This is a genomic window from Pontibacter mangrovi (assembly GCF_006385705.1).
Lineage (GTDB): Bacteria > Bacteroidota > Bacteroidia > Cytophagales > Hymenobacteraceae > Pontibacter > Pontibacter mangrovi.
On sequence record NZ_VFRQ01000009.1, the window covers coordinates 97,040 to 123,916 of the forward strand.

A 26,877-nucleotide genomic window follows, 5' to 3' on the forward strand; every position below is an offset into this window, starting at 1 on the left:
TGCTGATGCGGAACGTTCTAAATTAATCAAAGGAATAACCGAGGGAGACGATGACAGAAGAGGTATTTTCGCTGCCCACGGCATTGTTTTCTCCGTTATTGATGCGCGAAAGGGCCAAATCCAGGTTTAAGCCACCTGTTTTTATACCCACGCCAAAGTTTGGCTGCACATGCTTCTGGGTAGTACCGTCAAAGCGCTGCGTCTCCTGTATGTTGTTGAGGCCGGCCCTTACAAAAACAGAATTGGCATAGGCTAGCTCCAGGCCGATATGCGGGTCTACAGAAACCGGGTCTGACTTTAGCAGCACGTTGCGCTTGCCGTCAAAGGTAAAATCAATGTCCGTGGCCAGCATGGCCGTAAAATCATCGGTAAACCGGAAGGAACGGCCCACGCCAAGTATAACGCGCGGCAGGGTGAGCTCGGTGGTATTTTCAGGCAGGTCGTTTCCGGTTTGCAGGTAAGCCTCCTCCAGTTCGTCCACGTTGTGCGTCCAGGCGGTAAAGGTGGTGGTGATATCTTTGGCCATCAGGCCAAACTGCCAGTTGCCGCGCTGCAGCTGCGCCCCGGCATCAATGCCAAAGCCGTAGGCATCGGCAAAGTCGCCCACATTGCGGTAAATGATTTTAGCGCTCGCCCCCAATTGAAGCCCCTCGATCAGGTTGCTCTTGCGGGCATAGGAGAGCAGCATGGCGTAATCGGCCACTGAGAAGAAGCGGATGCTGTCGTATTGAATGTAGCCATACTCGTTCTGCAGGCGGCGGGTGTCGGCAATATCATCCACCCCTACTCTTATTATGGATACAGCCAGAGCACTGCTGGAGTCCAGGGGCATGGCAAAGCTGCCGAAGTCGTTTTTGGCGATGCCGGCAAAGAGCTCCGAGTGCATCAGGCTCACGTTATACTTGTTGGGCAGGCGCAGCAGGCCGGCAGGGTTCCAGTAACCGGCAGTGGCATCCTCGGCCAGCGCCGACTGCACATTGCCCATCCCCAGCGCCCTGGCGCCTACGCCCAGGTTCAGAAACTCATTGCTATACTTCGGGGTGGATACCTGGGCCTCGGCCGCCGACCAGGTCAGCAGAAAAAGAGCCGCGAGCAGGCAGCGAAGCAGAAAATCTTTCATGCTTGGTAGTAAAGGTTATTATCAGAAATCGGTTTTTTTATTTTGTACTTACCAAAGTTGGCCTAAATAAGCTCCTAAGGCATTTTTTGCCCTTCCTTAACACGAGGCGCGATTTTTTAGTTGACTCCGGCTCCATTTTATTTTATCCAAAATTAATCATTTAAAATAATAATTGCCCCACCGGCAAAACCATTCTAAAAAAAGGGCGTAAAGAAATTTAAACAGTACCTTGCGTTACATAGTACCTTATTATATCTTTGCCTCAACATTATAACGGAATCATCATGAAAGTAGAAAACACACAAGTGCAGATGCGGAAGGGAATTCTGGAATTCTGCATCCTGGAGATTATCTCTCGTGGTGAAGTTTATGCGTCTGATATGCTAGAAGAGCTCACAGCGGCCAAAATGATCGTTGTGGAGGGTACGCTCTACCCCCTGCTCACCCGCCTGAAGAACGCGCAGCTTCTGGAATACAACTGGGTCGAGTCCACCTCCGGCCCGCCACGAAAGTATTACCGCCTCACCGACACCGGCAAAGCGTTTCTGGACCAACTCCGGCAAACCTGGTCCGAGCTAGTTGACTCCACAGAATACATTATCCGAAACAAGAAAGCCCAGTAATCATGAAAAAGAACATAAGTATAAACTTGCAAGGCATCATTTTCCAGATTGAGGAAGATGGGTATGAGCAGCTTAGCCGCTACCTCGCCTCTATCAGAACATACTTTTCTAACTATGAGGGCCACGAGGAGATTGTAGCAGACATTGAGGCCCGTATCGCCGAGATCTTTTCTGGCAGGGTCTCGCCGGCAAAGCAGGTGATCACGCAGGAGGACGTGCAGTACCTGATCGTGCGCATGGGCAATGTAACAGACTTTGAGGTAGAGGAAGCCTTGGAGGAAGAAGCCTATACCTCCGGTAGCGCCGGAACTGGAGCTGCCGCTGGACCGGAGGCAGCGCAGGCCGCTGCAGGCCCTAAAAAACTGTACCGCGACCTCAACAACAAGGTCATAGCCGGGGTTTCCTCAGGCATTGCCAACTATCTGAGTATCGACCCGCTCTGGATACGCCTGTTCTTTGTGTTGCTGGTGCTGTTAGGCATCGCTTCGGCGGGCATTTCTGCCGCCACGGGAGTTATCATTTATGTTGTCCTTTGGATTGCCATGCCCGAAAGCGCGGTGCTGCCTGAAACAAAGGTGCGCAAACTCTTCCGCGACCCGGACGACAAAAAGCTGGCCGGTGTATCCTCTGGCATCGCCAAGTACTTTGGCATCGATGTGGCGGTGGTTCGCCTGCTGTTCCTGATATCGATCTTCCTTGGCGGCTTCGGCATCATCGCCTACATCGTGCTCTGGATCGCCATGCCCGAGGCCGTTACCCTGACCGAGCGCATGCAAATGCAGGGCGACCCCGTAACGCTGGCGGGCATTGAGAGAACGCTGAAGGACAACCTGAACATGCGCGACAGCAACGGCGAGGAAAGCACGCTGGCAAAGCTCATCCTACTGCCCATCCGCCTGGTAGCGCAGGTCATTAACTGGCTTGGCCGTGCGCTGGGCCCAGTGCTGGCTTTTCTGGTAACCCTGATACGTATTTCGGCCGGTGTTATACTTCTGGTGGTGTCTATTGGCCTTACCATTGCCCTGTTCACCACGTTTTTCGTTTCACTTGGCCTTGTTGATGAAGCACAGTATGTAAACCTTGGTGATTTTCCGGCCTCCGTGTTTCTCGGGGGCTTTCCCAGGCTCGGATTGGTGGCAGGCTTCTTTGTAGGGCTCATTCCGCTTCTACTGCTGATCGTGCTGGGGCTAAGCCTGCTGATAAAGCGAACCTTCATGAAGCCGATTGTAGGCTGGTCGATGTTTGGCGTGTGGCTGGTGGCACTGTTCACCATGATCGCTACGATCGTTATGTTCAGCGGCAATTTCCGCCGCACCGGCGAAGTGGTAACGACTAAAACCGTGCCGGCAGGAGACATCAAGACGCTTACGCTGGATGCCTACGACACCGGCCTGGACTATGACAATGTATACATTGAAGTAAAGGAAGGCAATGGACCGGATGTGCAGATCCTGCAGCGAACGGAGGCAAAAGGCCGCACCGAGGAAGAGGCCAAGGAAAACGCCCGCATGATCTCCTATAACGTTGTGCTGAAGGACTCGACCCTGCGTTTTGACGACAGCTATGAGTTTAAGCCGGGGGCAACCTTCCGCAAGCAGGAGCTTAGCCTGGTGCTGCAGTTGCCCAAAGACAAGCCGCTGCGCCTCACCCGCGACTTTACCTACCTGCTGCCCAGCGCCGCGCTGGAAGGCGACTACAGCCGCGAAAAGATTGCTCGTAACACCTGGCAAGTGAGCGGAGACCGCCTAACCTGCCTTACCTGCGCCTCCGATACCCTGGACACAGACACGGAAGAGGAGTTTAGCATGCATGTGGACATGGATGAGGAGCACAGCTCGATTGAGATGAACGGCAGGGTGCTGTTGGACGAGAGCGAGTACAGCAGCAACGTCCGCAGCTTTAACTTCCGCGACTTCAACCGCCTTACCATCAGCGGGCCTTACCATGTGCAGCTGCGCCAGGGCAACGACTACAGCGTGCAGGTACGCGCCGAGGACAAAGCGATGAACCGCATCGAAATGGACCTGAGCGGGAATGAGCTGGAGATCAGCACGGAGGAGAAGTTCTTCAGCATTTTTGATGACCGCAAGCCTGTGCTGATTCAGATCACTGCTCCCAACCTTGATAACATTGAACTGAACGGCGCCATCAAGGCTGACTTGGGAAGCCTGAGGGCAGACGATTTGCGCATGAATTTCTCGGGTGCGATACAGACAGTGGCCAATGTGGATGTGCGCAACCTGCGCGTGGATGCCTCTGGTGCCACCATCAGCAAGTTTACCGGCAAAGCCGACCGCTTTGAGCTTGATGCCACCGGAGCCTGCGGCGTAGACGCTGATAACCTGGAAGCTCGCTTTGTTGACGTGGATGTGACCGGAGCCGGGGTGGCCGAAGTATACGCCACCAAAACCCTGCGTGCCGACGCCTCCGGCACCAGCCGCATCGTGTACCGCGGCAACCCGGAAGATACCATTATCGACACTTCTGGCCCAAGCAGCGTAAAGCGTCGCTAATTTTTGGAGCAAAGTCAGGCGAGGAAGTATAGTTCTGGTCTGATTTTGCCTCGCAAGTGCCCTTAGTACAAAATAAAACTTTATACTAAAATAATTATACGGCCGTTATAGCCATACATTGTAGATAATGTTTGTTTAGTTGTTTGAGTGAATTGGCGGAGCCCCGGACTTTTATACTTCATGTAAAAAGGTCTCGGCTCCGTCTCCCTCTCCTCCCCCGCCTGCTTTTCAGCCGCACCCCTTGCCTTATACTTTCCCTAGTACAGATTTCTTAAAGTAAACACTGCATGAAAAAGCCTATACTTTTGCTGCTCGCAACAGCAGCTGCCGCTATACTTCCTGAGGCTAAAGTTTGCGCACAAGAAGCACCATGCCACCATAAGATACTGCGTTATAAAACATGGCAACAAACTCCTGCTACTGCGTGGAATCTAAGCATAGACACGCCCACCGGCGGCAAACTACGCTATTTGGGCGCAGAGCATTCCACTGATACCTCTCACAGCCAGTTTCAGATCATAAAAGAAAACTGGGAGGCGCTGCATCCCACCATTGCCTTTTTTGAGGGACCAGACAGAGGCATAGCCGCTACAGAACAGGAAACAATAAGCCAGTTGGGAGAGTCAGGGTATGTGCGGTATCTAGCTAAAGCCAGCGGCATAAAGACCCGAAGCCTGGAGCCAGGGCCGCAGGAGGAGGTAGACTACCTGCTCTCGCTCGAAAAGTTCACGCCAGAGCAGGTCAAACTGTTTTTTATACTTCGGGAGGCCAGCAGGCTGCGCGAGCGCAAGGGCATGAACGAGGAAGAGATCAAAGAGGCCATCGCCCAGCTACTGCCCAAGGCCGACCAGCTGATTCCGGCATTGGCAGGTGTACTGCCCGACACGGCCTCGCTGCAACCTGCTTTTGAGAAATATTGGGCAAGGCAAGGCGAATGGTGGCAGGCGCCCGCTCATTGGTTCGATCCCCTCAAAGACGGTAAGGAAACAGGCGGCAACTTTACTAACGAAATAAACACCCACAGCAGCGATTTCCGTAACTTACACATGTACAGAATCTTGACGGAAGCAGTACAGCAAGGGGAGCGTGTGTTGGCCGTGGTCGGCCGGAATCACGTGCCAATGCAGGCCGAGGCAATACGCTGTGAATTAGAGTAAAGCACTAGCGGGAGTGGGCGTTAACGCTACTCCCCTTTTCCTGACAAAGCCTTTTTGTTGACGACAACTAGCCCTTTCTGCTCTCCCAGGTTCAGCATAAAAGCATAGGCTTCGTCAAATTCGTTTTTCACCTTGCCTTCCAGTATCGCCTCCGTCAAGGCTTCCTTAATCTCACCCACCGCCTTGGAAGGCTTTAGCCCAAACGTTTCCATGATAAGCTCGCCTGTGATGACCGGCTGGAAATTTCGCAGCTTGTCGCTCTCCTCCACCTCCACCAGGCGTTTCTCCACCTTGTCGAAGTTCTGCAGGTAGCGCTTTACCTTGGTGTCGTTTTTGGAGGTGATGTCGGCGCGGCAAAGCTTCATCAGGGCATCAATATCGTCGCCGGCCTCAAACAGCAGCCTGCGGATGGCCGAGTCGGTCACGGTTTCCTTTACCAGGGCGATAGGGCGCAGGTGCAGGCGCACGAGCTTCTGCACAAACTTCATGTGCTCGTTCAGGGGCAGCTTCAGGTCGCGGAACAGGCGGGGCACCATGCGGGCGCCACGGTCCTCGTGGCCATGGAAGGTCCAGCCGGCCTTGGGGTGGTAGCGCTTGGTGTCGGGCTTGGCAATGTCGTGCATGATGGCCGACCAGCGCAGCCACAGGTCATCCGATACCTGTGCCACATTGTCAAGCACCTGCAAGGTATGGTAGAAGTTATCCTTGTGTGAGTTCCCGTTGATGGTCTCCACGCCCTGCAGCTCCACCATTTTCGGGAAGATGAGCTGCAGCAGGCCGGAGGTGAACAGCAGCTTAAAGCCATAGCTAGGGGTAGGCGAAAGTATGATCTTGTTCAGCTCGTCCGTAATCCGCTCCTGCGACACAATTTTAATGCGCTCTTTATTGTCCATGATCGCATCAAACGTATCCGGGTCGATGTCGAAACCCAGTTGGGAGGCAAAGCGAATGGCGCGCATCATGCGCAAGGGATCGTCGGAGAAAGTGATGCCCGGCTCCAGCGGCGTTCGGATGATCTTACGGCGCATGTCTTTGGTGCCGTTAAATTCATCTATCAGCTCGCCATAGTTGTCTTTGTTCAGGCTGATGCCGAGGGCGTTGATGGTAAAGTCACGGCGTTTCAGGTCGTCGTCCAGCGTGCCCTGCTCCACCTCCGGCTTGCGCGAGTGCTCACGGTACGACTCCTTGCGGGCTCCCACAAACTCCACCTCCCACTCCCCCGAGCGCAACATGGCCGTTCCGAAGTTCTTAAAGATGGACACCTTGGGTTTGTGCGGCAGCTTTTGGGCCACCAGCGCCGCCAGCGAAATGCCGTCGCCCACACACACCACGTCTATGTCTTTGGATGGCCGTTTCAGCACCAGGTCCCTCACAAAACCACCGATTACATAGGCATCTACGCCCAATTCGCCGGCGGCCTCGGCTACAACATTAAAAATCGGGTGTTCGGGTAACTGTACTTTCTCCATCATAGGTAAAATCAAAAACCTCAGGCTACTGCAGCGCGGCCTGAGGCACAAAAATACGCATAACCGGCTCAATAAAGAAAACGGCTACACGTTCACCTCGCTATCTATTTAGTATCAACCTTTTATACTTTATCCGCAACGTATACTTGCTGCACCTGGCCTTAGTCACGAAGGATACTTTGGCTGCCATCCGGCTCAATTTTAACGATGCGCGAAGGCTTGGAGGCCATGGCATCGTCCCGGCGCCAGTTCACTACAAAATCAACCCGCTCCTTGATACGGTCACTTACATCGGCAAAGGTTTTAGGAGAGGGCTCGCCACTAATATTGGCCGAAGTGGACACGATAGGCCGGGCCAGTTGCCGGATGAGGCGGTGGCAGAACTCTTCGTTCTGCACGACACGTATGGCCACGGTGCCATCCTGCGAGAGCAGCTCTTTGGGCAGGTTCTGCGGGTTAGGGAACACATAAGTGGTAGGGCGCTCCTGCTGCTTCACCAGTTCCTCAAATCCATCCGGCAGCTCGCCTACATAGTGTTTCAGCATTTCCAGGTCGGCTACCAGCAGGATCATCGCCTTCGACTCTTCCCGCTCCTTTATCTTAAATATCTTCCGCACGGCCTCGGCGTTCTCCGCATCGCAACCGATTCCCCATACTGTGTCGGTGGGGTACAGGATCACATTGCCCAGCAGCACCTCTTCCTCTGCCGCCTGTATTTCCTTCACTAACTGGCTCATAGTTTTAATTATTAAGTTGTTACATTGTTGATTGCTTTTGCTGATTGTAGGTCCTATAATTCGGGAACTGAGGACAACAAGGCAGCAATTCAACAATTTACCTGATCTCCTGCGTCAGTTCTACTAACACACCGTTGGCGCTTTTGGGGTGCACAAAGCACACCAGCTTATTGTCGGCGCCTTTCTTGGGCTGCTCGTTCAGAAGTATGAATCCCTCCCCTTTCAGGCGCTCCATCTCCGCATAGATGTCTTCCACCTCAAAGGCAATGTGGTGGATGCCCTCGCCGCGCTTCTCGACAAACTTGCTGATGGCGCTCTCCGGCTTGGTGCCCTCCAGCAGCTCTATCTTGGTGCCACCCACTTTAAAAAAAGAAGTGTTCACCCCTTCCGACTCCACATACTCCGTTTTGTAGGGCTCCACGCCCAGCAATTTAAAGTATAAAGCATTAGCCTCAGCAAAATCCTTGACGGCGATTCCTATATGTTCTACGTTTTTCATTTCGTGTTTGTAATTAGTCTAAGTAAAGAATTTTTGCTATTTTTGCACTGGATTCAAAACTAATAATTTCTTCAAACTGTTTAGCTAACAGGATAAAACAAGAAACAGATATAGTTACTATGCTAACACTTCCGATATACCTGGATAACAATGCCACCACACCGCTTGACCCGCGTGTGTTGGAGGCGATGATGCCTTACATGACAAACATGTTCGGTAATGCGGCGTCCCGTAACCACGCTTTTGGCTGGCAGGCCGAAGAGGCAGTGGATTACGCCCGTGAGCAGATTGCCTCCCTGATCAATTGTTCTCCAAAGGAAATCATCTTTACTTCCGGCGCCACTGAGTCTGACAACCTTGCCTTGAAAGGTGTGTTTGAGATGTACGCCTCAAAAGGAAATCACATCATCACGCTTACCACCGAGCACAAAGCCGTGCTGGACCCTTGCAAGCACATCGAAAAAATGGGCGGTAAGGTTACCTACCTGCAGGTGGACGAGAAAGGCCTGATCGACCTGAAAGAACTGGAAGAAGCCATCACGGACAAGACCATCCTGATCTCGGTGATGTACGCCAACAACGAGATCGGCGTTATCCAGCCTATTCGCGAGATCTCGGCCATCGCCAAAAAACGCGGTATCCTGTTCTTCACAGATGCTACGCAGGCAGTAGGCAAGATTCCGGTAGACGTAGAGGCTGACGGAATAGACCTGATGGCGTTCTCTGCCCACAAAATGTATGGCCCGAAGGGTGTTGGTGCCCTGTACGTGCGCCGCAAGAACCCGCGCGTGAAGGTAACTGCCCAGATGGACGGTGGCGGACACGAGCGCGGCATGCGTTCTGGTACGCTGAACGTGCCGGGCATCGTTGGCCTGGGTAAAGCCGCTGAGATTGCTAAGCAGGACATGGAAGCCGATACCAAGCGTATCGCCGCCATGCGCGACAGACTGGAGCGTGAGCTGACGACGATTGAGGAGTCTTACGTGAACGGTTCTACAGAGCACCGCCTGCCGCACGTGTCTAACATCTCGTTTAAGTATGTAGAGGGCGAAGGCCTGATGATGGGTGTGAAAGACCTGGCTGTTTCATCCGGATCAGCCTGTACCTCAGCCTCTTTGGAGCCGTCTTACGTATTAAAAGCGTTAGGCCTGAGCGATGACCTGGCGCATTCTTCGCTGCGTTTCGGCCTGAGCCGGTTCACGACAGATGAGGAGATCGACTATGCCATTGACCATGTGAAAGAGGCCGTTGCCAAGCTCCGTGAACTCTCTCCGCTATGGGAAATGTTTAAGGAAGGTATCGACCTGAACTCTATTGAGTGGGCGGAACACTAAGAATTAATAATGGGGAATGAGTAATAAATAATGGTTCTCTTCCCTTATTAATCATTCATCATTAATAACTAGTAATTACAAATAGCTATGGCTTATTCAGATAAAGTAATCGACCATTATACCAACCCACGCAACGTTGGTACACTAGATAAAGCAAAGAAAAGTGTTGGAACCGGCCTGGTAGGTGCCCCTGAGTGTGGCGACGTAATGCGCCTGCAGATTGAGGTAGATGAGAACCAGGTGATCACTGATGCTAAGTTCAAGACATTCGGCTGCGGCTCTGCCATTGCCTCTTCTTCCCTGGCTACTGAGTGGCTGAAGGGCAAGACGGTTGACGAGGCCCTGGCTATCGACAACATGGCAATTGTGGAAGAGCTGGCACTGCCGCCGGTGAAGATCCACTGCTCTGTACTTGCCGAGGATGCCATCAAAACAGCCATCAACGACTACAGAGTAAAGAACGGCCTTCCGGAACTGGAAATGCCTAAGTCTCACCACTAAGAAAACCAGACTCAATGGAGTCAACTACGGATGTACACGTAGCGAGTGCCCGTATTCAAAAGCAGATTGAGCACCACTTAGGCATAAGCGGGAGCAGTCTGCTTTTTGAATTCCGGCAGCTCGACAACAAAACGCGCCTCGACCTGATCACGGTGAACCCGCGCCACCAGCAGTCGTTCCTGTTCCACTCTGAAACGGGCTATGACAAACTGGAGGCACTGCGCAAGATGCTGGCCTACGTGCAAAACTACCGCGACCAGGAAAGCTCGTTCACGATACAGTGGATGGCCCGTGATGATAAGGAGCTGAACACTTCTTACTTTAGGGCGCGTAACATGTATGAGGCGCTGGATAAGTTATACTTTGGACGGGACATGAACACTATAACGGTTTTCAGTGTTGTATTGAACCCAGTATCCTAAAATTTAAAGATTATGATCACAGTTTCAGATAAAGCAAAAGAAAAGGTAGAAAAGCTGAAGCAGGAAGCGCAGCTGGATGACTCGTTCCGTTTGCGTGCCTCTGTTGCGGGTGGTGGCTGCTCCGGCCTGTCCTATAACCTCGACTTTGATGATGAGGTGAAGCCAATGGACCAGGAGTTTGAAGATAAAGGCGTGAAGGTGGTGGTAGACATGAAGAGCTTTTTATACCTGGCGGGCACAGAGCTGGATTTCTCCGACGGCCTGAACGGCAAAGGCTTCTTCTTTAACAACCCCAATGCAACCCGTACCTGCGGCTGCGGCGACAGCTTCTCGGTATAAGTATCAATAAAATTTATACGTACTTAAAAGGCTCTGCCACTGCGGCAGAGCCTTTTTTTATGCTATTTCTGCAGCCTTTTGCTACTGTTTTATGAATTTCCGGGTGTAGCGCCTGCCAAAGGCATCTATTAAAACAAGGATGTAGTTGCCAGAGTTAAGCCTGCGGATATCTAGCGTGTGCAGCGGCAAGTTTTGTGAAAGCTCCTGCTGCAGCAGCACTTTTCCGGTCATATCCAGCACCAGCGCCTGCTGTAGCCCAACACTTGCAGCAACGTGTACCTCATCTGTAGCAATCGTAGGAAATACCTTCATTTCCTGCACCGCCTTGTAACGCACAGCAACCACCGCAGAAAAAGTATGGCTGTCATCTTCGTCCACCTGTTTCAGGCGATAATAGGAAGCTCCATCCAACGGGCGCTCATCTATATATGAGTAGTCGTTGGTTAAAACAGTAGTGCCATGCCCGGCAACGCGGCCTATACTTTCAAAAGCGGAGCCGTTTTGGCTGCGCTGTACCTCAAAATAACTATTTTGCTCCTCGCTGGCAGTCTGCCACTTCAGTTTTACCTGGTCTCCGCTAACTGCCGCTCTGAAAAAAGCAAGCTCAACCGGAAGCGGCGCCGGCATTTCAACTGCCTGTATGTGCCACTGCAGGTTAACATCGTCAATCGCCAGTCCGTGGTCCGCCTCCAGTTCATCGGCATCTTTCCAGCGAAGCATCAAGTAATATCCGTTTGGCACTTCAAGCTGCAATAGCGCCTGTTGCAGGGCACGGTTATCAGGTGCGTTTCCGTCTAGCGCACCGCCTTTAGTATAAAATTTGGGCCCATAGAAGGTGAGTTCAGGCACTTCTGTCCAGCCTTTGTCAGAGGAGGGGGATGTGTTAAAGGCATTCGCATCACTGCTGATAGCATACCAGAAGGAAATCACATGCTGCCCGGCTGTACTGTTGGAAATGCGCCACTGCTCCCCCACGTAGCTCAGATCAATGCCCTTGATGGTGCTACCTGTGCTATTCTGAAGAAGGAGATTGTAAGTAAACTGCCCGCCTTTGGTGGAGCTAATGGAGCCCAAGGCTCTATCAGTGGAGCCAACAGATCCATAATTATAAAGCGCACCGGTGTTGGAGTTGCCAGCGTTAGGGACAAGCGTGGAGTCGCTTTTGGTGCGGAACACTACCCAACCGGGCAGGTAATAGCTGCCACTTTTCCAGGTAACAGTATCTTTAAGCGGGAAATCGTTAAAGTTTTGAGTATAAGAAGTTTGCTTCGGTCCCATTATAACCTGGGCTTTTGAGGCAGGCGCTGACAGCCATACTAGGCAGCAAAAAGCGATGCAGCGCAAGGTAAGGGTAAAAGTTGTTTTCATTGGCTCGGAAACGCAGGAATAATTGTACTTTAAGCAGGCATTTGCCATGTAATATTCCCACGAACCAACGGTATCTACATAAAGTTCAATACAGCTTATAAAATAATAGATCCTGGTATTGATTTTTAATCATTTTGACAGTTGAATATTAACATAATAGCCTTGTAATGGCTCAGCTCCTTTTTGGAAAGTATAGAAATACATGCTAGGTAAAGTGTTTTAAGGAAAACTAGATACTTTGTAGGCTCCCCTCTTTTGATGAGCTTCTTTCTCTCGCTAAACTATTAAAAGTACAAACAGGAACTTAAAGTACCCGCCAGGTGTACTACCTCTACATGAACACATGTTCATGTATTGCAATTACCTTATATTAATTTCCATGAGTACCTTACAGATAAGGCTTGAGCAGAAGGCCTTGGAGAAAACAGCTTATGTGCTTAAGTGCGTGGCCCACCCTGTTCGCATCAGCATCATCGATCTTTTAACCCAGCGCGACCGCCTGACTGTAAGCCAGTTACAGCGCGTGTTACAGATAGAGCAGTCGCTGCTCTCGCACCACCTGACCAACATGCGCGACAAGGGCCTGGTGGATACACAGCGCGAAGGCAAAAATGTATTCTACTCCCTCACCGACAGCACCATAACAGACATTATCAGCTGCATTCAAAGCTGCAAACTGTTCTCCTAAATTGGGCTTTTTTGCTTTAAAGGGGCGGTTTTTCGTATACTTAAAGTAGACATGAGTATATTTACAAATAGAACTCAACGTAAACAACTATGAGAACCATAATCTTAGCGCTGCTAGCTGCCGTTATGTTTAGCTGCGCCGGCACGCCACAGCAGGAACCGGCACAGGTGCAAAAGCTTACGCCTTCGGAGTTTAAGCAGCAGAACATGAACCGAAAAACGGTGCTGTTGGATGTACGCACACCCGAAGAGTACGCCGGCGGTCACCTGGATGGGGCCATGCTTTCTGACTTTAGAGGAGGCGAGTTTGCTAAGGACATGCAGAACTGGGACAAGGACAAAGTCTACTACCTGTACTGCGCCTCCGGCAATCGCAGCGGCAAAGCCTCCGAAATGCTAAAGCAGGCAGGCTTTAAGCACATCTATGACCTGGGCGGTTATCAGTCTCTGGTGGAGGCTGGCTTGCCAACTGAAACTGGTGCTGCTGAACAGAAGTAAAAGTATAAACTGTTTTATAGAAAGGGCAGAAATGGCAAAGGAGCTGTTTCTGCCCTTTTGCTTTGCCAATAAGTATAAAGTGCCTTCATTGCGGCTTCTTTTCAATTTCATACTTCAGGAGGATAATCAACAGAAATTCCTTGCCATATTCCTATATTCTGATGTATCTTGAACCGGAATCGGAGAAGAAGAGCTATGCGCGTACTACACACCTCAGACTGGCACCTGGGCCAGCGCCTTGTTAACCTGGAACGTACTGAAGAACACCAGCATTTTTTGGATTGGCTGCTGCAAACCATACAGCAGGAGCAGGTAGAGGTTCTGCTAATGTCCGGCGACGTGTTCGACAACGGCGCCCCCTCCAACACGGCCCTGAAGCTATACTATGATTTCCTGCGCAAAGTCTGCGCTACCTGCTGCCGCCACATCATCATCACGGGCGGCAACCACGATTCTGTTTCTACGCTAAACGCGCCGAAGGAGCTGCTGCAGTGCTTCAACATCCACGTCATTGGCGGGGCCTCTTCTGATCCTTTAGACGAACTGATTGAGTTGCACAGCGAGCAGGGTGAGCTGCAACTGGTGGTGTGCGCCGTGCCTTTCCTCCGCGACCGCGACGTGCGTTTGTCGGTGCCCGGCGAGAGCTTTGAGGAGCGGGAGCAGCGTATTAAGCAAGGTATAGCCGCGCATTACGAGGCTTTTGTGCCGCACATCCAGAAGTATAAACAGCAAAGTCTACCTGTAGTGGCGATGGGGCATTTGTTTGCCGCCGGCGGCTCTGCCTCCGAAAGTGAGAAAGAGATCCACGTCGGCAACTTGGGCCAGATCGGGGCCGACCAGTTTCCCCAGGAATTCGACTATGTGGCGCTGGGCCACCTGCACCGCCCGCAGCAGGTGAACAACCGCCACCACATCCGCTACTCCGGCTCGCCTATTCCGCTCAGCTTTAGCGAGGTAACGGACAAAAAGGTGGTATTTATACTTGATTTGGAGGAAGGTGAGCTGCAAGACCTGCGCGAAGTGGAGATACCTGTTTGCCGCAAACTGGTGCGTTTTAAAGGGCCGCTGGAGAAGGTAAAGCAGCAACTGGCCATTTACGACAACAGCAGCCATACCTTAACGGCCTGGGTTGAAATACAACTGGAACTGGAATCATACTTGCCGGACCTGAACCAGCAGCTGGAAGAGGTGCTGCGCCTGAAAAAAGACGAACTGCAACTACTCATCCACCGCCCGCCGATCATCCAGAAAGCAAATCAAACTCTGGAGCAACAGGTGCAGCAGGAGGTTGACCTGCATACCCTCTGCGAGAAAGAGGTGTTCCTCAAACGCTGCCAAAGTGCCTTCCCGGACTCTGATCATGCAGAATTAGTGGCTACTTTTTCGGAGTTGCTAGAGCTGATGGGGCAGGAAGAATAAAAAGTATAAAAACCTCGCGGCGCCCGAAGGTCCTGCGAGTGTCTGGTCGATAGCTACGGGATAAACGAAACGCATACTATTTGATTTGCCATCAAGAAGCAAGCATGAAAACAGCTGATAATTTCGAAACCCGATTCCCTAGTGATGTCTATGGTATTGTGCCGAAGACATTGGTGGTGGCTGCGCTTGTTTTTGCTTTCACAGAAAGCTGGCTAATAAAGATAGCGGTTGGAGTTCCGGCAGGTTTGCTGCTGCACATCATCCCGAATTCATATGATTGCAAAGTCTTCCTGAATGGCTCGATGCTTAGCTTTCAATTCTTTCGGCCATGGTTCCGAAAAGAAGTAATCGATCTAACAGAAATTGACAGAGCTGTTGTTGAGCCAGAAAGAACGGAACAAACATTGAAAGACTTCTGGTGGCGATCTGACATGCTTTGGCCTGTAGGGAACAGTAAGCTAATGCTATACAGGAATGGTTACCTTGTGCAAACTATAAATTTCAGAACAAACCCAGAAGATACCCGAAAGCTAGCCGACCTTATCAGCCATCAAATTCCTTCAGAAATACCCACAGTTCACCCATGAAAATCCTCTCCGTACGCTTCCAGAACCTGAACTCACTGAAAGGTGAGCATGAGATCCGTTTCGACCAGAGTCCGCTGGCGGAGGCGGGGCTGTTTGCGATTACCGGCCCCACCGGTGCCGGCAAAACCACGATTCTGGACGCCATCACGGTGGGCCTTTACGGACTGGTGCACCGCCACAGCAACGAGAAGCCGCTGGAACTGATGACGCGCCACACGGCCGAGAGCTTTTCGGAGGTGGAGTTTGAGGCCAACGGCAAGCGCTACCGCTCCAAGTGGCACCTGCGTCGCAGTCGGGGCAAAGTGGACGGCAACATACAGCCCGTGCACATGGAGCTGTATACTTTTGAGCAGGATGAACTATTCGACCTGAAACCCAGTGAGGTGCCGGCCAAAGTGGCCGAACTCTGTGGCCTGGACTACAACCAGTTTCTGCGCTCGGTGATGCTCTCGCAGGGCGACTTTGCCCGTTTCCTGAAGGCCAGCCCCAACGAACGCAGCAGTTTGCTGGAGAAGATCACCGATACGGGCATCTATTCCGAGATTTCCAAATTTGCCTATGAGAAGGCCAAGCAGGAGCGGCAAAAGTATGAGGGGCTGGAGCAGTTGCTGCAAAACACCCAGCTGCTGCCCGAGGAGCAGCGGCAGGCCTACGAGCAAAGTATAAATGAGCTGGCCGGGCAGGAGGCCATACTTCAGGCGAACCTTGCAAAGCTGCAGGAGAAGGTGCAGTGGCTGCAGCAGGTGGCGCAGCTGCAGGCCAGGCAACAACAGCATCAGGCAGCCCTGCAGGGGCAGGAGCAGAAACTGGCGCAGCTGCAGCCGGACTTTGTGAAGTTGGCGCAGCACGAGCAGGCATATCAGTTTAAAGGGGAGCTGGTACAGATCGACAATGCCAGCAGCAAAGTAACAGAGGTACAGGAACAGCTGCAGACACTGCAGAAGCGCGTGCCAGTGCTGGAAACCGAGCTGGAGGCCGCCGGCAATATAGCCACCCAGGCCACCAAAGCGCATCAGCAGCAGGAAGAGGCCCTGCAAAAACTGGAGCCCCTGCTGGCGCAGGTTGCTAAACTGGACCATCAACTAAACAGCATCCGAGAAGCGTATGGCAAGAACAAAAACGCTTATACAAACTTTGAGCAACAGCTGCAGCATGAGCAGGCATTGTTACAAACAAAGCAACAGGAGCAGGAGAAGCTCACGCAGGAGGCAACAAGTATAAAAACCTGGCTGGCGCAGCACACGCAGCTGCAGGACCTGAAAGAGCATCTGCCAGAGTTCAAGGCCGCCCTCCGCGATCTGCAGGAGGTGGAGCAGCGCATCAAACGCAACCGGCAAGAGCAAGAGGAACTGAACCAACAGCGGCAGCGGGAGGCAAAGCAGCTTGCGGAACTGCAGCAGCAACAGGCGCAGCAGGAAACCCAGCATAAGCAGCTGCAGCAGCAGAAAGAGGAGAAACTTGCCGGGCTCCAAAGTATACTGGCTGATAAAACTATGGAGGAACTGGAGCAGGCGGCACAGAGCCAGCCAGCGGTGGTGGCCAGGTATGAGCGCCTGCAGGAACTGGCCCAGCAGCACTCGGGGCATCAGCAGAAACTCCAAGGTATACACGAGCACCTGGCGCAGCTAAGGCAACAGCAGGAAGAAACAAGTAGAAGCCTCCAAGAAAACCAAACAAAGTATAAACAGGCCGAAGAGCACCTGCAGGCGCTGCAGAAACTCGTGCAGCTACAGCAGCAGATACAGCAGTATGAGGAGGCGCGCCATACTTTGACGAAAGAGGAACCCTGTCCGCTCTGCGGCTCCACCCACCACCCTTTTGCTGAAGATGGCTATACTTTTGACCTGCCGGAGGAAGTGCAGAAACGCGACCAGCAGCAAATATTGGTAAAGGAGCTGGAGCGAAGTATAAACCAACAGCAACTGCAGCTTAACTCGCTGGAGCAGCAACAGCAGCTGGGAATCACGGCCAGCTCAGAGACAGAAACCGAGTTGAAGCGGCTGCGCCACACGTTCGAGCAGCTGGCAGCAGGGCTAACGGAAGGTATCAATATCGCTGATGTAGAGAAGCTGGCGCAGCAACGGCAGGCGCAGCAGGAGTCGGCCACTGCCTTGCAGCAGCAATTGGCGCAGGCGCGCCACCTGAGCCGTGAACTGGAAAGTATAAGCCAGCAAAGCCAAAAGCATCGCGAGGCACAGGTGCAGGTGCAGGCTGCCATCAACCAAATAGAAAATACAGACAAAATGCTGCAGGCGCAGCTGCAGAAGCTGCAAATCATACTTGCTGATGAGCAGGAGCAGGAGCAGGTTCACACCCAAACCGCCGAATCCTTTGCTGCCACCTTTGGCCTAAAGTATAAACCAGAAGAGCGCCTTGCCTTGCTACAGACACTGGAGCAGCAAAGTGTAACGTATGCGCAAAAGCAGCAGGCCCTGGAAAGTATGCGCGAGAAGTATGTGGAGCTGAACGCTGACGTGAAAAACCTGAAAGCCAATGAAGCGCAGAAACAAAAGGAGCTGGAGGAGCGGAAGCAGGCGCTGAAAGAGGAGCACGAGCAGCTGACACAGCTGAAATCCGAGCGCCATACGTTGTTTGGGGAGAAGGAGCCGGAGCAGGAACGCATCTCAGCGCAACGGGAACTGAAACTCCGGGCCACGCAGGCGGAGGAAGCAAGGCGTGCGCAGCTGCAGAAGCAGCAGGAACTGCAGGAGGCCCGCGCCCGCCAGACGGAGTGCCTGCAGAAGCATCAGCAGAACAAATCGGTGCTGGAGGAGCTGCGCCAGGGGCTGCTGCACGTGCTGCAGCAGAAGGGCATCGAAACCATAGAAGCACTGAGCCAGATGCTACTGCACCGCGACGAAGCTGATCGCCTGGCAAACCTGAAAGCACAGACCGAAAAGCACCTGACTGAACTGCGTAAAAGCCTGAGCGATGTACAGCAGGAGTTGGCACAGCTGCAGCAAAAGCAGCTGACCGAAGAAAGTATGGATAGCCTGCAAGAGCAACACCGGCAGAAAACCGAAGAGCAGCGGGAGCTGATCTCGCAGCGGGCCCGCCACCAGCAGCTACTGGAGCAGGACGCACAGCAGCGGGAGAAGAATAAAGAACTGGCCGAACAACTAAAAACACAGCAGCAGGTTTGCCACCGCTGGTCGCAGCTAGCCGACCTGATTGGCTCTGCCGACGGCAACAAGTTCAGCCGCTTTGCGCAGGGGCTCACGCTGGCCAGGCTGGTGGAGCTGGCCAACCGCCACCTGCAAAAGCTCAACGACCGCTACCGCATCCTTAAATCCGCTGCCGAAGACCTGGAGCTGCTGATCGTGGATATGTACCAGGCTGAAGCCGTGCGGCCAATGAATACGCTTTCCGGGGGCGAGAGCTTTTTGGTGAGCCTGTCGCTGGCGCTGGGCCTGTCGGACCTGGCCGGCCGCCGCACGCAGATCAACTCGCTGTTTATAGACGAGGGCTTCGGTACGCTGGACGCCGAAACGCTGGACTCGGCCATCTCTACGCTAGAGAACCTACAGGCCAGCGGCAAGATGATCGGCATTATCTCGCATGTGGAGGCGCTGAAGGAGCGCATCAGCACCCAGATAAAAGTGCAGCGGCAGGCTGGAGGCGTAAGCAAGGTAGAAGTGGTAGGTTTCTAGCTTTTTAAGCGCTAAGCAGCTACCAAAGCAGGCAAGCTCCGTACAAAACCCTGAACTTGTATCATCAACATAGCGCTTTAGTATGAGAAATCTCTTGCACAAATTATTTGTAGGCTTTATACTTTGCACGGCCGTGGCCTGCGGCGGCAACACAGATACCGCTGAAGAGGGAAAAGTCCCTGTGTCTGCCAGTGACCCCAAAGCCCCTACCACTGCCCCGGAGGAACCCACTACCAAAATAGGCGCCGACTTGGAAGACTCGCTGCAGGAACGGGAGCAAAGCAGAGACAGTTTATAGCGTTCTGCTTTTGCAGTGAAGTTAAAAAGGATGCGTAATTTTATACTTTGCCGGCCAGGGCCGTACCTTTGCCTTAAACCCTTGCATACATGAAAAAGCTCGCGCCACTCCTGTTCACGCTCCTCTCCCTCCTGCCCTTCGCCTGCAAGCAAGACGGCAAGGATGCACAGCAGCAGTTCCGGGAGCGACAGCAGGCCATTCTGGAGCGGTCCGGGGCAACGCCTGCTGAACCGGAGGATAAAGAGGCCGACCAGCAACCTGCGCAGGAGGCCCAGCCTCAAAAATCTGCCACCGTACCCGGCGACAAAGTAGTGGCGATAAAAGACGGAGACACCATGGTGCTGCTGCGCAACGGCCAGGAAGTGACCGTGCGGCTGTACGGCATTGATACTCCTGAAAAGAACCAAGCCTATGGCCAAAAGGCAAAGCAATACGCCTCCGACCTGTCTTATGGTAAAAAGGTGCGGCTGATCGTGCACAACACCGACCGCTATGGCCGCACCGTAGGCACCATTATGCTTCCGGATGGCCGCAACCTGAACGAGGAGATGGTACGCAACGGCTACGCCTGGCACTACAAAGCTTACTCCAAAGATCAAAACCTGGCCAATGCCGAGGCCGATGCCCGCCGTTTTAAGCGCGGTTTGTGGCAGGACCCTAATCCTGTTGCCCCCTGGGATTTCCGGAAGGAAAAGCGCAACGGCGGCACATCATCCACGGGCAACCCCGATGCGCCCATCCCGGCAGGAGCCACCAAACGCATTGTATACCTCTGCAGCAGCAGTAATTCCGCCGTGTATCACCTGGACAGCACCTGCTACGTGCTAAAGCGCTGCAAAGAAGAGGTTATTAAAACAACAGAGGCCGAGGCGATACGAACCTATGGGCGCAGAGCGGATAAAACCTGCAGCAAGTAATCCGCACTCTTGATCGTTTCCTGCAAGTATAGCTGGCTACTTTCTTTACACTATCTGCTTTAACGTCAACGGTTTGATCTTTTAAGCTAGCCTCTTGCTTTGGTCAGCCATAGTTGCTACTATTGCTATACATACCTTTCACTAACATCAAACGATAAAACTATGGCACTAAAAGACGGATTGGCGTCAGAGCTACAGCATGAGGTTATCTCTACGCGCAAAATGCTGCAGCGGCTCCCCAAGGACTCGCTTGGCTGGAAACCCCACCCAAAATCTTTCACGTTGGGCACACTGGCCACGCACATCACCGACCTGTTTTCCCTGCTGAACACGGCGCTTATTTCTGATGACATTGATCTAGCCGCAGGCAAGTCTGCAGATAAAGTAGAGCCTAATCCGGAGGAACTAGTAAGCCGACTGGATACGTATTTGGAGCAAGGCTTGGCCGCACTGAAAAATGCTGCGGACGATGACTTCACAACCATGGTGGCACTGCGGAACGGGGAGCACCTGATCACCACCCTGCCGCGCAGAGCCCTGCTGCGTACACTGGTCTATAATCACGTGATACACCACCGCGGGCAGCTCTCCGTTTATCTGCGCCTGCTCGACGTACCGGTGCCTTCCATTTACGGTCCTAGCGCAGACGAGCCTATCTAGCAGGAACGGCTGTAGAGGCAAGGTACTATGGGGCAACTGTTCTATACTTGCCGAGCCCTAAAACTGCAGCAAGTATGGCTTTAAATTTATACCTTTGGGTTTGCCCAAGCCATTGCAACCATGAAACCGAACCTACTGAAACACGCCGTGCAGCTTCTTAAAACAGCTGCACTTGCCCTTATTGTATGCACAAGCGTTGCCTGCCAATCCCAAGGCACGGAGGAGGAGGCTACCGCCGCAGAAGCACCCGTTGAGGCGACTGCCACTGCCGTAAGCCAGCCGGCACGCCCTGCCCCGGATTTTTATATTGTTCCGCCTGAGCTGGCAAGCAAGCGTGTGTGGATTTGCGAGGGCACTGGCTCAGACCTTTTCCACGTGCAACACGATTGCCCGGTGCTGCTGCAGTGCAAAGGCAAAGGCACGTTCCGCAACCTGGTGCTGCCCCGGGCCATCGAAACGTTTGGCCGCTACAACTGCCAGGAGTGCAGCAAAGACCTGGACCATATCTTTGATGAAGATGCCGTGCGCGACATCGTACAGTAACTTAAATCAAAAAGCCCCGCTGCAGCGGGGCTTTTTGATTCGGTCTCATCGTTATTTTTTGCCGTGCAGCACCAGAAGCGGCACTTTGGCCTGGTAGGTCATGCGTTCGGCCAAACTCTGCGAGAAAAGGCTTTTCAGGAATCCCTTCTCTCTGCGTACGATCGCCAGCACATCCCCCGCCGACTGCTGATAATACGCCATTAACCCTTCATCCCGGTGCTTGTTCATCACTTCATGGAAAGAAAGCGGCACGTTCGGGAAAAGGCCCTGCAACTCCAGCCTGAAGGCCGCGGCGTCCTCGCCGTCCTGCTCCTCTTGCTGCTTTACCACATGCACCACATCTATATGCGCTCCAAAGCAGCTCCCGAAGTCTACCACGCCCCTCATGGCCTGCAGGTCTTCCGGGCTATAGTCTGATGCATAGATAATATGCTCTACTTTAGGCGCAGGGGCACTTTTAGGCACTGATAAAACCGGGCAAGGCACTTCCTCGATAACCGCTTCGGTATTGCTTCCGATCAAAAGCTCCTCCATGGTACTGTCGCAGCCGGTGGTCCCCATCACGATGAGGTCATACCCCTGCTGGCTGCTCAGCTGCTCGGCCACATCGGTTAGCAAAGCCTCTTTTAAAAGATAATCGCATGTAAACCCGCCATCTCGGTTAGCACCATACTTCTCCTCTAGCTGCAGCACCGTTGCTTTCAGCTTTTCAGTGGCCGTGCGCACCTGCTCCCCCAGCAGTTCGCTAGCCACCAAAGCTGTTTCCGATGTGTCTACAATAGGCAGGTGTACCACATGCAGCAGTGTCAAGTGTCCCGCCGCATGCTGTGCCACATGCACGGCATACTCCACCGCCTTCCCTGAGGTAGCAGAGAAGTCCGTGGGACATAGTATTTTTTTCATTTTTGCTGATTGTTGTTGTTTATATTATCATATTACTATGTATTCGGAACTTTACAAAAAAGTTAGCACTTTATTTTTCCTCCCATCTTGCTCTTATACTATACATTTCCCACAAAGTATTGTTTTATAAGAATAACATCCTATTTAGATACTATTTCGCGTTCTCGCCATATCAGAAAGGCAGAAGCCCCATTCGCTTTCATATTCCGAATGGGGCTTCTTATATTACTTTTATACTTTATCAACCTGTCATCAGTGCACTGGAGGCCTGCTCCTGCCGGCCAGCCTGCAGCAGGCGGTCCAGCATCTCGCGGGCTTCCTGGCAGGTGTCCACGTGGTATCTGGCTACCGAGGAGGCGTTGCCCACTTTTATCGTATAGGAGTTGCGCGGCATGGCCTTAAAAATGTCCTCGTCGCCCCAGTCATCCCCCACAGCCATCACGAACTTGTGCGGGAACTTGCTGAGCCAGTAGCTGGAGGCTTTGCCTTTGTTTATTTCCTGCGCCTTTACCTCCACGGCCATCTGCCCATCCAGCACCTGCAGGTTACTGTTTGAGGCCAGGAAGTTGAGGTGGCTTACCAACTCACGGGCACGCAGCTCGCCTAAACCCGTTTCAACGCGGCGGTAGTGCCACACCAGCGAGTACTCCTTCTCTTCGATAAAAGAGCCCGGCGTACGGTCCACGTACAGGTCCAGTATCAGGCGGATGTCTTTTTTCCAGTCGTCCATCAGGCTCAGCATGGTTTGCCAGCCGGTGCCGCGCTGCTTTATCCAAACGCCGTGTTCGGCAATAATATCGATGTTGAGGTGGCCCAGCCAGTCCTGCATGGTGGCTTTTTCGCGGCTGCTCATCACCACTACCCTGTTTTTGGGGTTGCTGCTCAGGCGCTCCAGCAGGTCCATCAGTTCATTGTCAGGGCGTGCCATCAGCGGGCGGTGGCGGTAATCTACCAGGCCGCCGTCATACTCCAGGAAAAACAGGCGCGAGCTGGACGACTCGTAAGCGTTGCTCATCTCTAGGAAAGTTGACTCGTCGAGGTAAGTGGTAGCCAACGACAGCTGCTTTATCTTCACGTAAGACAGCCGGTCCATAAACATGCTTACCCAGTGGTGTATGTTGTAGCGCCGCAGCGACTCCTGCATGTTGCGCATGTGCTGTATCTGCTCCTCCTCCGGCATTACCAGCGCCTGGTAAAGCGCGTCTACCATCTGGTTGATATCGTTCGGGTTGATCAGGATGGCATCGGAAAGCTCTTTGGAGGCCCCGGCCATCTCGCTTAGAATCAGCACGCCCTTCTGGTCCAGTTTGCTGGCCACGTACTCTTTACACACCAGGTTCATGCCGTCGCGCATCGGTGTTACCAGGGCCACGTCGGCCATGCGGTAGAATGCGGAAAGCGTTTCCAGCGGATAAGAGCGGTAGAAGTACTGGATCGGGTTCCAGCTGATGTGGCTATACTTGCCGTTGATGCGGCCCACCAGTTCGTCCACTTCCTCTTTCAGCTCTTTATACTTCTCCACCGCGTCGCGGCTCGGCACCACCAGCATCAGCAGCGTTACCTTCTCATGAAACTCGGGGTGGCGCTCCAGGAAAAGCTCAAATGCCTTCAGGCGCTGGGCAATGCCTTTAGAGTAATCGAGCCGGTCGATGGAGAGGATGATCTTGTTTGCGTTGAGGTTGCTGCGGTAAAGGCGCTCGCGTTTCTTCACCTCCTCCAGCGCGGCTGTGCCGGCATACTTTTCATAATCGATGCCCATCGGGAAAGAGTCTACGAGCAAAGATCGGTTAGGGGTGCTGATCCAGCCGTGCGTACTGCCATAGCCCACAAGGCGGTTCACTGAGCTCAGGAAGTGGCGCATGTCGTCATAGGTATGAAAGCCGACCAGGTCCGATCCCAGCATGCCTTCCAGCAGTTCCTTGCGCCAGGGCAGCAGGCGGAACACCTCGTAGCTTGGAAACGGGATGTGCTGGAAAAAACCGATGGTGGCATCAGGAAGCTTTTCGCGGAGCATGCTTGGCAGGAGCAGCAACTGGTAATCGTGTACCCAGATCGTATCTTCCGGGCCGGCCTTGGCCACCACGGCATCGCAGTATTTCTGGTTTACCCGCACATAGGTCTCCCACAGCTGCTGGTCGTAAATGGCGTACTGGCTGAAGTAGTGGAAAGTGGGCCAAAGGGTCTCGTTGCTGAAGCCTTCATAGAATTCCTTGATCTCCGTGTCGGTCAGGAAAACAGGGCTCATACTCTCTGCTTTGATGTCTTCGGCTATCCGCTCCTGCTTTTCCTGGTTTGTCACCACCAGTCCGGGCCACCCTATCCAGAGATTATCCCCCTGCTTGTAAATAGATCCCAGGCCCGTAGCAAGCCCCCCTTCGCTTGTTTTATAACTCAGTTCTCCATCATTTTCTTGCAGCTTTACAGGTAATCTGTTAGAAACGATAATCAGTTTTGCCATGCTCAGTGGTTTTGGCCCGGCAACCAATACAGCCGCTTGGTTTTGGCGCCGCATGCGCCGCCGCTTCTTATTGCCAGGTAAAGATTTATTTTAGTAGTTGACACACATCAACCTTCCTCACATACGTAAAAAACGGATGCCACGTTCTCTAATATAGCAAAATATCTATTAATAAATAAACCTTAACACAGGATACGGCACAAACGGCGTTTATAACCATTCGGGCACATCCATAGTATTTGGTTTCAACCTACTGATTGTACAGATGCCTATGAGATACCTGGAAGCGATACATGACCGCTTGGATTACCTGATGGGAGGCTTGGCCATACTGGCGGTGGCAGTAGCAGCGGGCATAATTGTTAAGTTCCTAATTTTTAAATCACTGGAAGCATACAACCGTCGCCAGAACCCGGTTTTCTTCAAGTCGCTGACCGTGCACCTGAGTCGTCCGTTTGGCTTTTTTATCCCCCTGCTCTTCGTGTCGATTGTACTGCCTGCCTTGCCCTACGGCACCACGCTGGTGGAAAACCTGCGCCGCCTGGTCGAGATTCTTGACATTATTGCCTTTGCCTGGATTTTGGTGGCCTGCACCAACGTGGCCCGCGACCTGGTGCGGCACAAGTATAACATAGAGCAGAAGCCCGACAACATGCGCGAGCGCCGCCTGATTACGCAGCTGCAGTTTCTGCGCAAGGTCACCGTGGTCACCATCATCTTTATCGCTACTGCCCTCATACTGCTGAGCTTTGACCCCGTTCGCAAGTTGGGAACCGGCCTGCTTACCTCGGCAGGCGTGGCGGGCGTGGTGGTGGGCTTTGCTGCCCAAACCTCTATTGCTAACCTATTGGCAGGCATGCAGATCGCCTTTACCCAACCCATCAGGTTGGATGATGTGCTGGTGGTGGAGGGGGAGTTCGGGCGCGTGGAGGAGATTACCCTGACCTATGTGGTGCTGCGCCTCTGGGACCACCGCCGCCTGATCCTGCCGCTAAACTACTTTATACAGAAGCCTTTTCAGAACTGGACCCGCACCGGCTCCGACATACTGGCCACGGTGCATTTCTACACAGATTATACCATGCCCATCGAGCCGCTGCGCCAGGAGTTTGACCGGCTGCTGGCAGCCACAGACCTGTGGAACGGTCAGGCCTCGGTACTGCAGGTAACCGACTCCAAAGAGCGCACCCTGGAGTTGCGCGCCCTGATGAGCGCTCAAAACTCGGCCCTGGCCTGGGACCTGCGCTGCTACATCCGGGAGGGGCTGATCTACTTTATCCAGAAAAATTACCCGGACGCGCTGCCTAAGACGCGAAGCGAGTTTACCGGCGAAAAGCTACCACCGCTGGCAGACTTGTCGTAACTTAAGCGCTGCCACTAAAACCTGTAACCGCATGAACTACTTTGAAGGCCTCGACCCTACCCTGGTAGATTGGGTGCTCATACCCGCCCTTATCTTTTTTGCCCGCATCTGCGACGTAACGCTGGGCACGCTGCGCATTGTTTTTGTATCGAAGGGCAACAAAACGGTGGCGCCCATACTTGGTTTTCTGGAGGTGCTTATTTGGCTGGTTGCCATTACGCAGGTGATGGAGAACCTGAGCAACGTGGCCTCCTACCTGGCCTGGGCCGGGGGCTTTGCCATGGGTAACTTTCTGGGCCTGCGCGTGGAGCAGAAGCTGGCGCTTGGGCAAATGGTCGTGCGCGTCATCACCGTTGAGCCTGCCGATGAACTCATCCGCATTCTGACAGAGCACGGCTACCGCCTCACCTGCATCGATGCCCGCGGCGCGCGCGGCAAAGTAAACCTGCTCTTCCTCATTGTGAAGCGCAAAAAGCTGCAGCACGTGCTCGACATCATTCGAAGCTATAACCCGCAGGCATTTTACTCGGTGGAGGATGTACGCTCGGTGGCAGACGTGGATTTGCCGCAGGCCGAGCAGGAGCGCCAGGTAAGTCTGCGGCGCTTCTTTCCGCTGCGAAAGGGCAAATAATGCCTATATAGATTAAATAATGCGCTTGGATTGGTTCCACAGTTTAATAACAGCCTAAAACCCACCCCTATGAGCTGCTCGCTAGCTCAAAACTTTCGTTTTGGCTAGTCCAGAGGAGGGGAATCTGCCTGTAGATTTGTAAAAAGGATTGCGCACTAATTAAGTGATAATGGTATAAGCA

The 26,877-nt window shown here is 53.0% G+C and carries 25 protein-coding genes; 18 read left to right on the plus strand and 7 right to left on the minus strand.

Annotated elements, in window-relative coordinates; all coding sequences use genetic code 11:
* Positions 1-22: 22 nt before the first annotated feature.
* A complete protein-coding gene (locus FJM65_RS16255) occupies positions 23-1,120 on the minus strand; it encodes a putative type IX sorting system protein PorV2 (RefSeq protein ID WP_140622612.1) in 1,098 nt (365 codons plus the stop codon).
* 284 nt (positions 1,121-1,404) lie between these two features.
* On the opposite strand from FJM65_RS16255, the gene FJM65_RS16260 reads away from it, so the two are divergent.
* The 3 genes from FJM65_RS16260 to FJM65_RS16270 all read left to right on the plus strand — a co-directional run bounded on the left by FJM65_RS16260 (position 1,405) and on the right by FJM65_RS16270 (position 5,413).
* The gene (locus FJM65_RS16260; protein WP_140622613.1) at positions 1,405-1,743 is read left to right on the plus strand and encodes a PadR family transcriptional regulator; all 339 of its coding nucleotides are present in this window, start codon (positions 1,405-1,407) and stop codon (positions 1,741-1,743) included.
* A gap of 2 nt (positions 1,744-1,745) precedes the next feature.
* Positions 1,746-4,256, plus strand: a complete 2,511-nt coding sequence (locus FJM65_RS16265; RefSeq protein ID WP_140622614.1) for a PspC domain-containing protein — start codon at positions 1,746-1,748, stop codon at positions 4,254-4,256.
* A 287-nt stretch (positions 4,257-4,543) separates the two neighbouring features.
* A complete protein-coding gene (locus tag FJM65_RS16270) occupies positions 4,544-5,413 on the plus strand; it encodes a TraB/GumN family protein (RefSeq protein WP_140622615.1) in 870 nt (289 codons plus the stop codon).
* 26 nt (positions 5,414-5,439) lie between these two features.
* Here the strand turns inward: FJM65_RS16270 and FJM65_RS16275 are convergent, their stop codons facing one another.
* From FJM65_RS16275 to mce, 3 genes are all read right to left on the minus strand, one after another.
* Entirely contained in the window at positions 5,440-6,882 is a 1,443-nt protein-coding gene (locus FJM65_RS16275; RefSeq protein WP_140622660.1) for a CCA tRNA nucleotidyltransferase, read from the minus strand.
* Between the two features lie 161 nt (positions 6,883-7,043).
* Entirely contained in the window at positions 7,044-7,619 is a 576-nt protein-coding gene (locus FJM65_RS16280) for an L-threonylcarbamoyladenylate synthase (RefSeq protein ID WP_140622616.1), read from the minus strand.
* 97 nt (positions 7,620-7,716) lie between these two features.
* Positions 7,717-8,118, minus strand: coding sequence for a methylmalonyl-CoA epimerase (gene mce / locus FJM65_RS16285; RefSeq protein WP_140622617.1), 402 nt, complete (start codon positions 8,116-8,118; stop codon positions 7,717-7,719).
* 119 nt (positions 8,119-8,237) lie between these two features.
* Between mce and FJM65_RS16290 the strand changes: the two genes are divergently transcribed.
* From FJM65_RS16290 to FJM65_RS16305, 4 genes are all read left to right on the plus strand, one after another.
* Positions 8,238-9,452: an IscS subfamily cysteine desulfurase gene (locus tag FJM65_RS16290; protein WP_140622618.1), complete on the plus strand. Its 1,215-nt coding sequence runs from the start codon at positions 8,238-8,240 to the stop codon at positions 9,450-9,452.
* Between the two features lie 87 nt (positions 9,453-9,539).
* Complete coding sequence (iscU, locus tag FJM65_RS16295; protein ID WP_140622619.1) at positions 9,540-9,953, plus strand: Fe-S cluster assembly scaffold IscU; 414 nt, start codon at positions 9,540-9,542, stop codon at positions 9,951-9,953.
* A 14-nt stretch (positions 9,954-9,967) separates the two neighbouring features.
* Positions 9,968-10,375, plus strand: coding sequence for a hypothetical protein (locus tag FJM65_RS16300; protein ID WP_140622620.1), 408 nt, complete (start codon positions 9,968-9,970; stop codon positions 10,373-10,375).
* Positions 10,376-10,387: 12 nt separating this feature from the next.
* Positions 10,388-10,714, plus strand: coding sequence for a HesB/IscA family protein (locus tag FJM65_RS16305; RefSeq protein ID WP_140622621.1), 327 nt, complete (start codon positions 10,388-10,390; stop codon positions 10,712-10,714).
* Positions 10,715-10,795: 81 nt separating this feature from the next.
* On the opposite strand, the gene FJM65_RS16310 is transcribed toward FJM65_RS16305, so the two are convergent.
* Positions 10,796-11,992, minus strand: coding sequence for a T9SS type A sorting domain-containing protein (locus tag FJM65_RS16310; RefSeq protein ID WP_181163751.1), 1,197 nt, complete (start codon positions 11,990-11,992; stop codon positions 10,796-10,798).
* Positions 11,993-12,461: 469 nt separating this feature from the next.
* On the opposite strand from FJM65_RS16310, the gene FJM65_RS16315 reads away from it, so the two are divergent.
* The 9 genes from FJM65_RS16315 to FJM65_RS16355 all read left to right on the plus strand — a co-directional run bounded on the left by FJM65_RS16315 (position 12,462) and on the right by FJM65_RS16355 (position 21,341).
* A complete protein-coding gene (locus FJM65_RS16315) occupies positions 12,462-12,770 on the plus strand; it encodes an ArsR/SmtB family transcription factor (protein WP_140622623.1) in 309 nt (102 codons plus the stop codon).
* 89 nt (positions 12,771-12,859) lie between these two features.
* On the plus strand, positions 12,860-13,267 hold the full coding sequence (locus FJM65_RS16320; RefSeq protein WP_140622624.1) for a rhodanese-like domain-containing protein: 408 nt from the start codon (positions 12,860-12,862) through the stop codon (positions 13,265-13,267).
* 195 nt (positions 13,268-13,462) lie between these two features.
* Positions 13,463-14,686, plus strand: a complete 1,224-nt coding sequence (locus FJM65_RS16325; protein ID WP_140622625.1) for an exonuclease SbcCD subunit D C-terminal domain-containing protein — start codon at positions 13,463-13,465, stop codon at positions 14,684-14,686.
* A gap of 104 nt (positions 14,687-14,790) precedes the next feature.
* Entirely contained in the window at positions 14,791-15,273 is a 483-nt protein-coding gene (locus tag FJM65_RS16330) for a hypothetical protein (protein ID WP_140622626.1), read from the plus strand.
* Positions 15,270-18,923: an AAA family ATPase gene (locus FJM65_RS16335; RefSeq protein WP_140622627.1), complete on the plus strand. Its 3,654-nt coding sequence runs from the start codon at positions 15,270-15,272 to the stop codon at positions 18,921-18,923. The genes FJM65_RS16330 and FJM65_RS16335 overlap by 4 nt, the downstream gene beginning before the upstream one ends.
* A gap of 82 nt (positions 18,924-19,005) precedes the next feature.
* Positions 19,006-19,221, plus strand: a complete 216-nt coding sequence (locus FJM65_RS16340; RefSeq protein WP_140622628.1) for a hypothetical protein — start codon at positions 19,006-19,008, stop codon at positions 19,219-19,221.
* Between the two features lie 89 nt (positions 19,222-19,310).
* Positions 19,311-20,138, plus strand: a complete 828-nt coding sequence (locus tag FJM65_RS16345) for a thermonuclease family protein (RefSeq protein WP_140622629.1) — start codon at positions 19,311-19,313, stop codon at positions 20,136-20,138.
* Between the two features lie 162 nt (positions 20,139-20,300).
* The gene (locus FJM65_RS16350) at positions 20,301-20,798 is read left to right on the plus strand and encodes a DinB family protein (RefSeq protein WP_140622630.1); all 498 of its coding nucleotides are present in this window, start codon (positions 20,301-20,303) and stop codon (positions 20,796-20,798) included.
* A 120-nt stretch (positions 20,799-20,918) separates the two neighbouring features.
* Positions 20,919-21,341, plus strand: coding sequence for a hypothetical protein (locus FJM65_RS16355; protein WP_140622631.1), 423 nt, complete (start codon positions 20,919-20,921; stop codon positions 21,339-21,341).
* Between the two features lie 51 nt (positions 21,342-21,392).
* Here FJM65_RS16355 and FJM65_RS16360 read toward each other — a convergent pair whose 3' ends face one another.
* Together FJM65_RS16360 and FJM65_RS16365 are read right to left on the minus strand one after the other, a co-directional pair.
* Positions 21,393-22,244, minus strand: coding sequence for a universal stress protein (locus FJM65_RS16360; RefSeq protein WP_140622632.1), 852 nt, complete (start codon positions 22,242-22,244; stop codon positions 21,393-21,395).
* Positions 22,245-22,485: 241 nt separating this feature from the next.
* Positions 22,486-24,702, minus strand: a complete 2,217-nt coding sequence (locus FJM65_RS16365) for a bifunctional alpha,alpha-trehalose-phosphate synthase (UDP-forming)/trehalose-phosphatase (RefSeq protein WP_140622633.1) — start codon at positions 24,700-24,702, stop codon at positions 22,486-22,488.
* 265 nt (positions 24,703-24,967) lie between these two features.
* On the opposite strand from FJM65_RS16365, the gene FJM65_RS16370 reads away from it, so the two are divergent.
* Positions 24,968-26,065, plus strand: a complete 1,098-nt coding sequence (locus FJM65_RS16370) for a mechanosensitive ion channel family protein (RefSeq protein WP_239022987.1) — start codon at positions 24,968-24,970, stop codon at positions 26,063-26,065.
* A gap of 31 nt (positions 26,066-26,096) precedes the next feature.
* Positions 26,097-26,696, plus strand: a complete 600-nt coding sequence (locus FJM65_RS16375) for a DUF2179 domain-containing protein (RefSeq protein WP_140622634.1) — start codon at positions 26,097-26,099, stop codon at positions 26,694-26,696.
* Positions 26,697-26,877 lie beyond the last annotated feature (181 nt).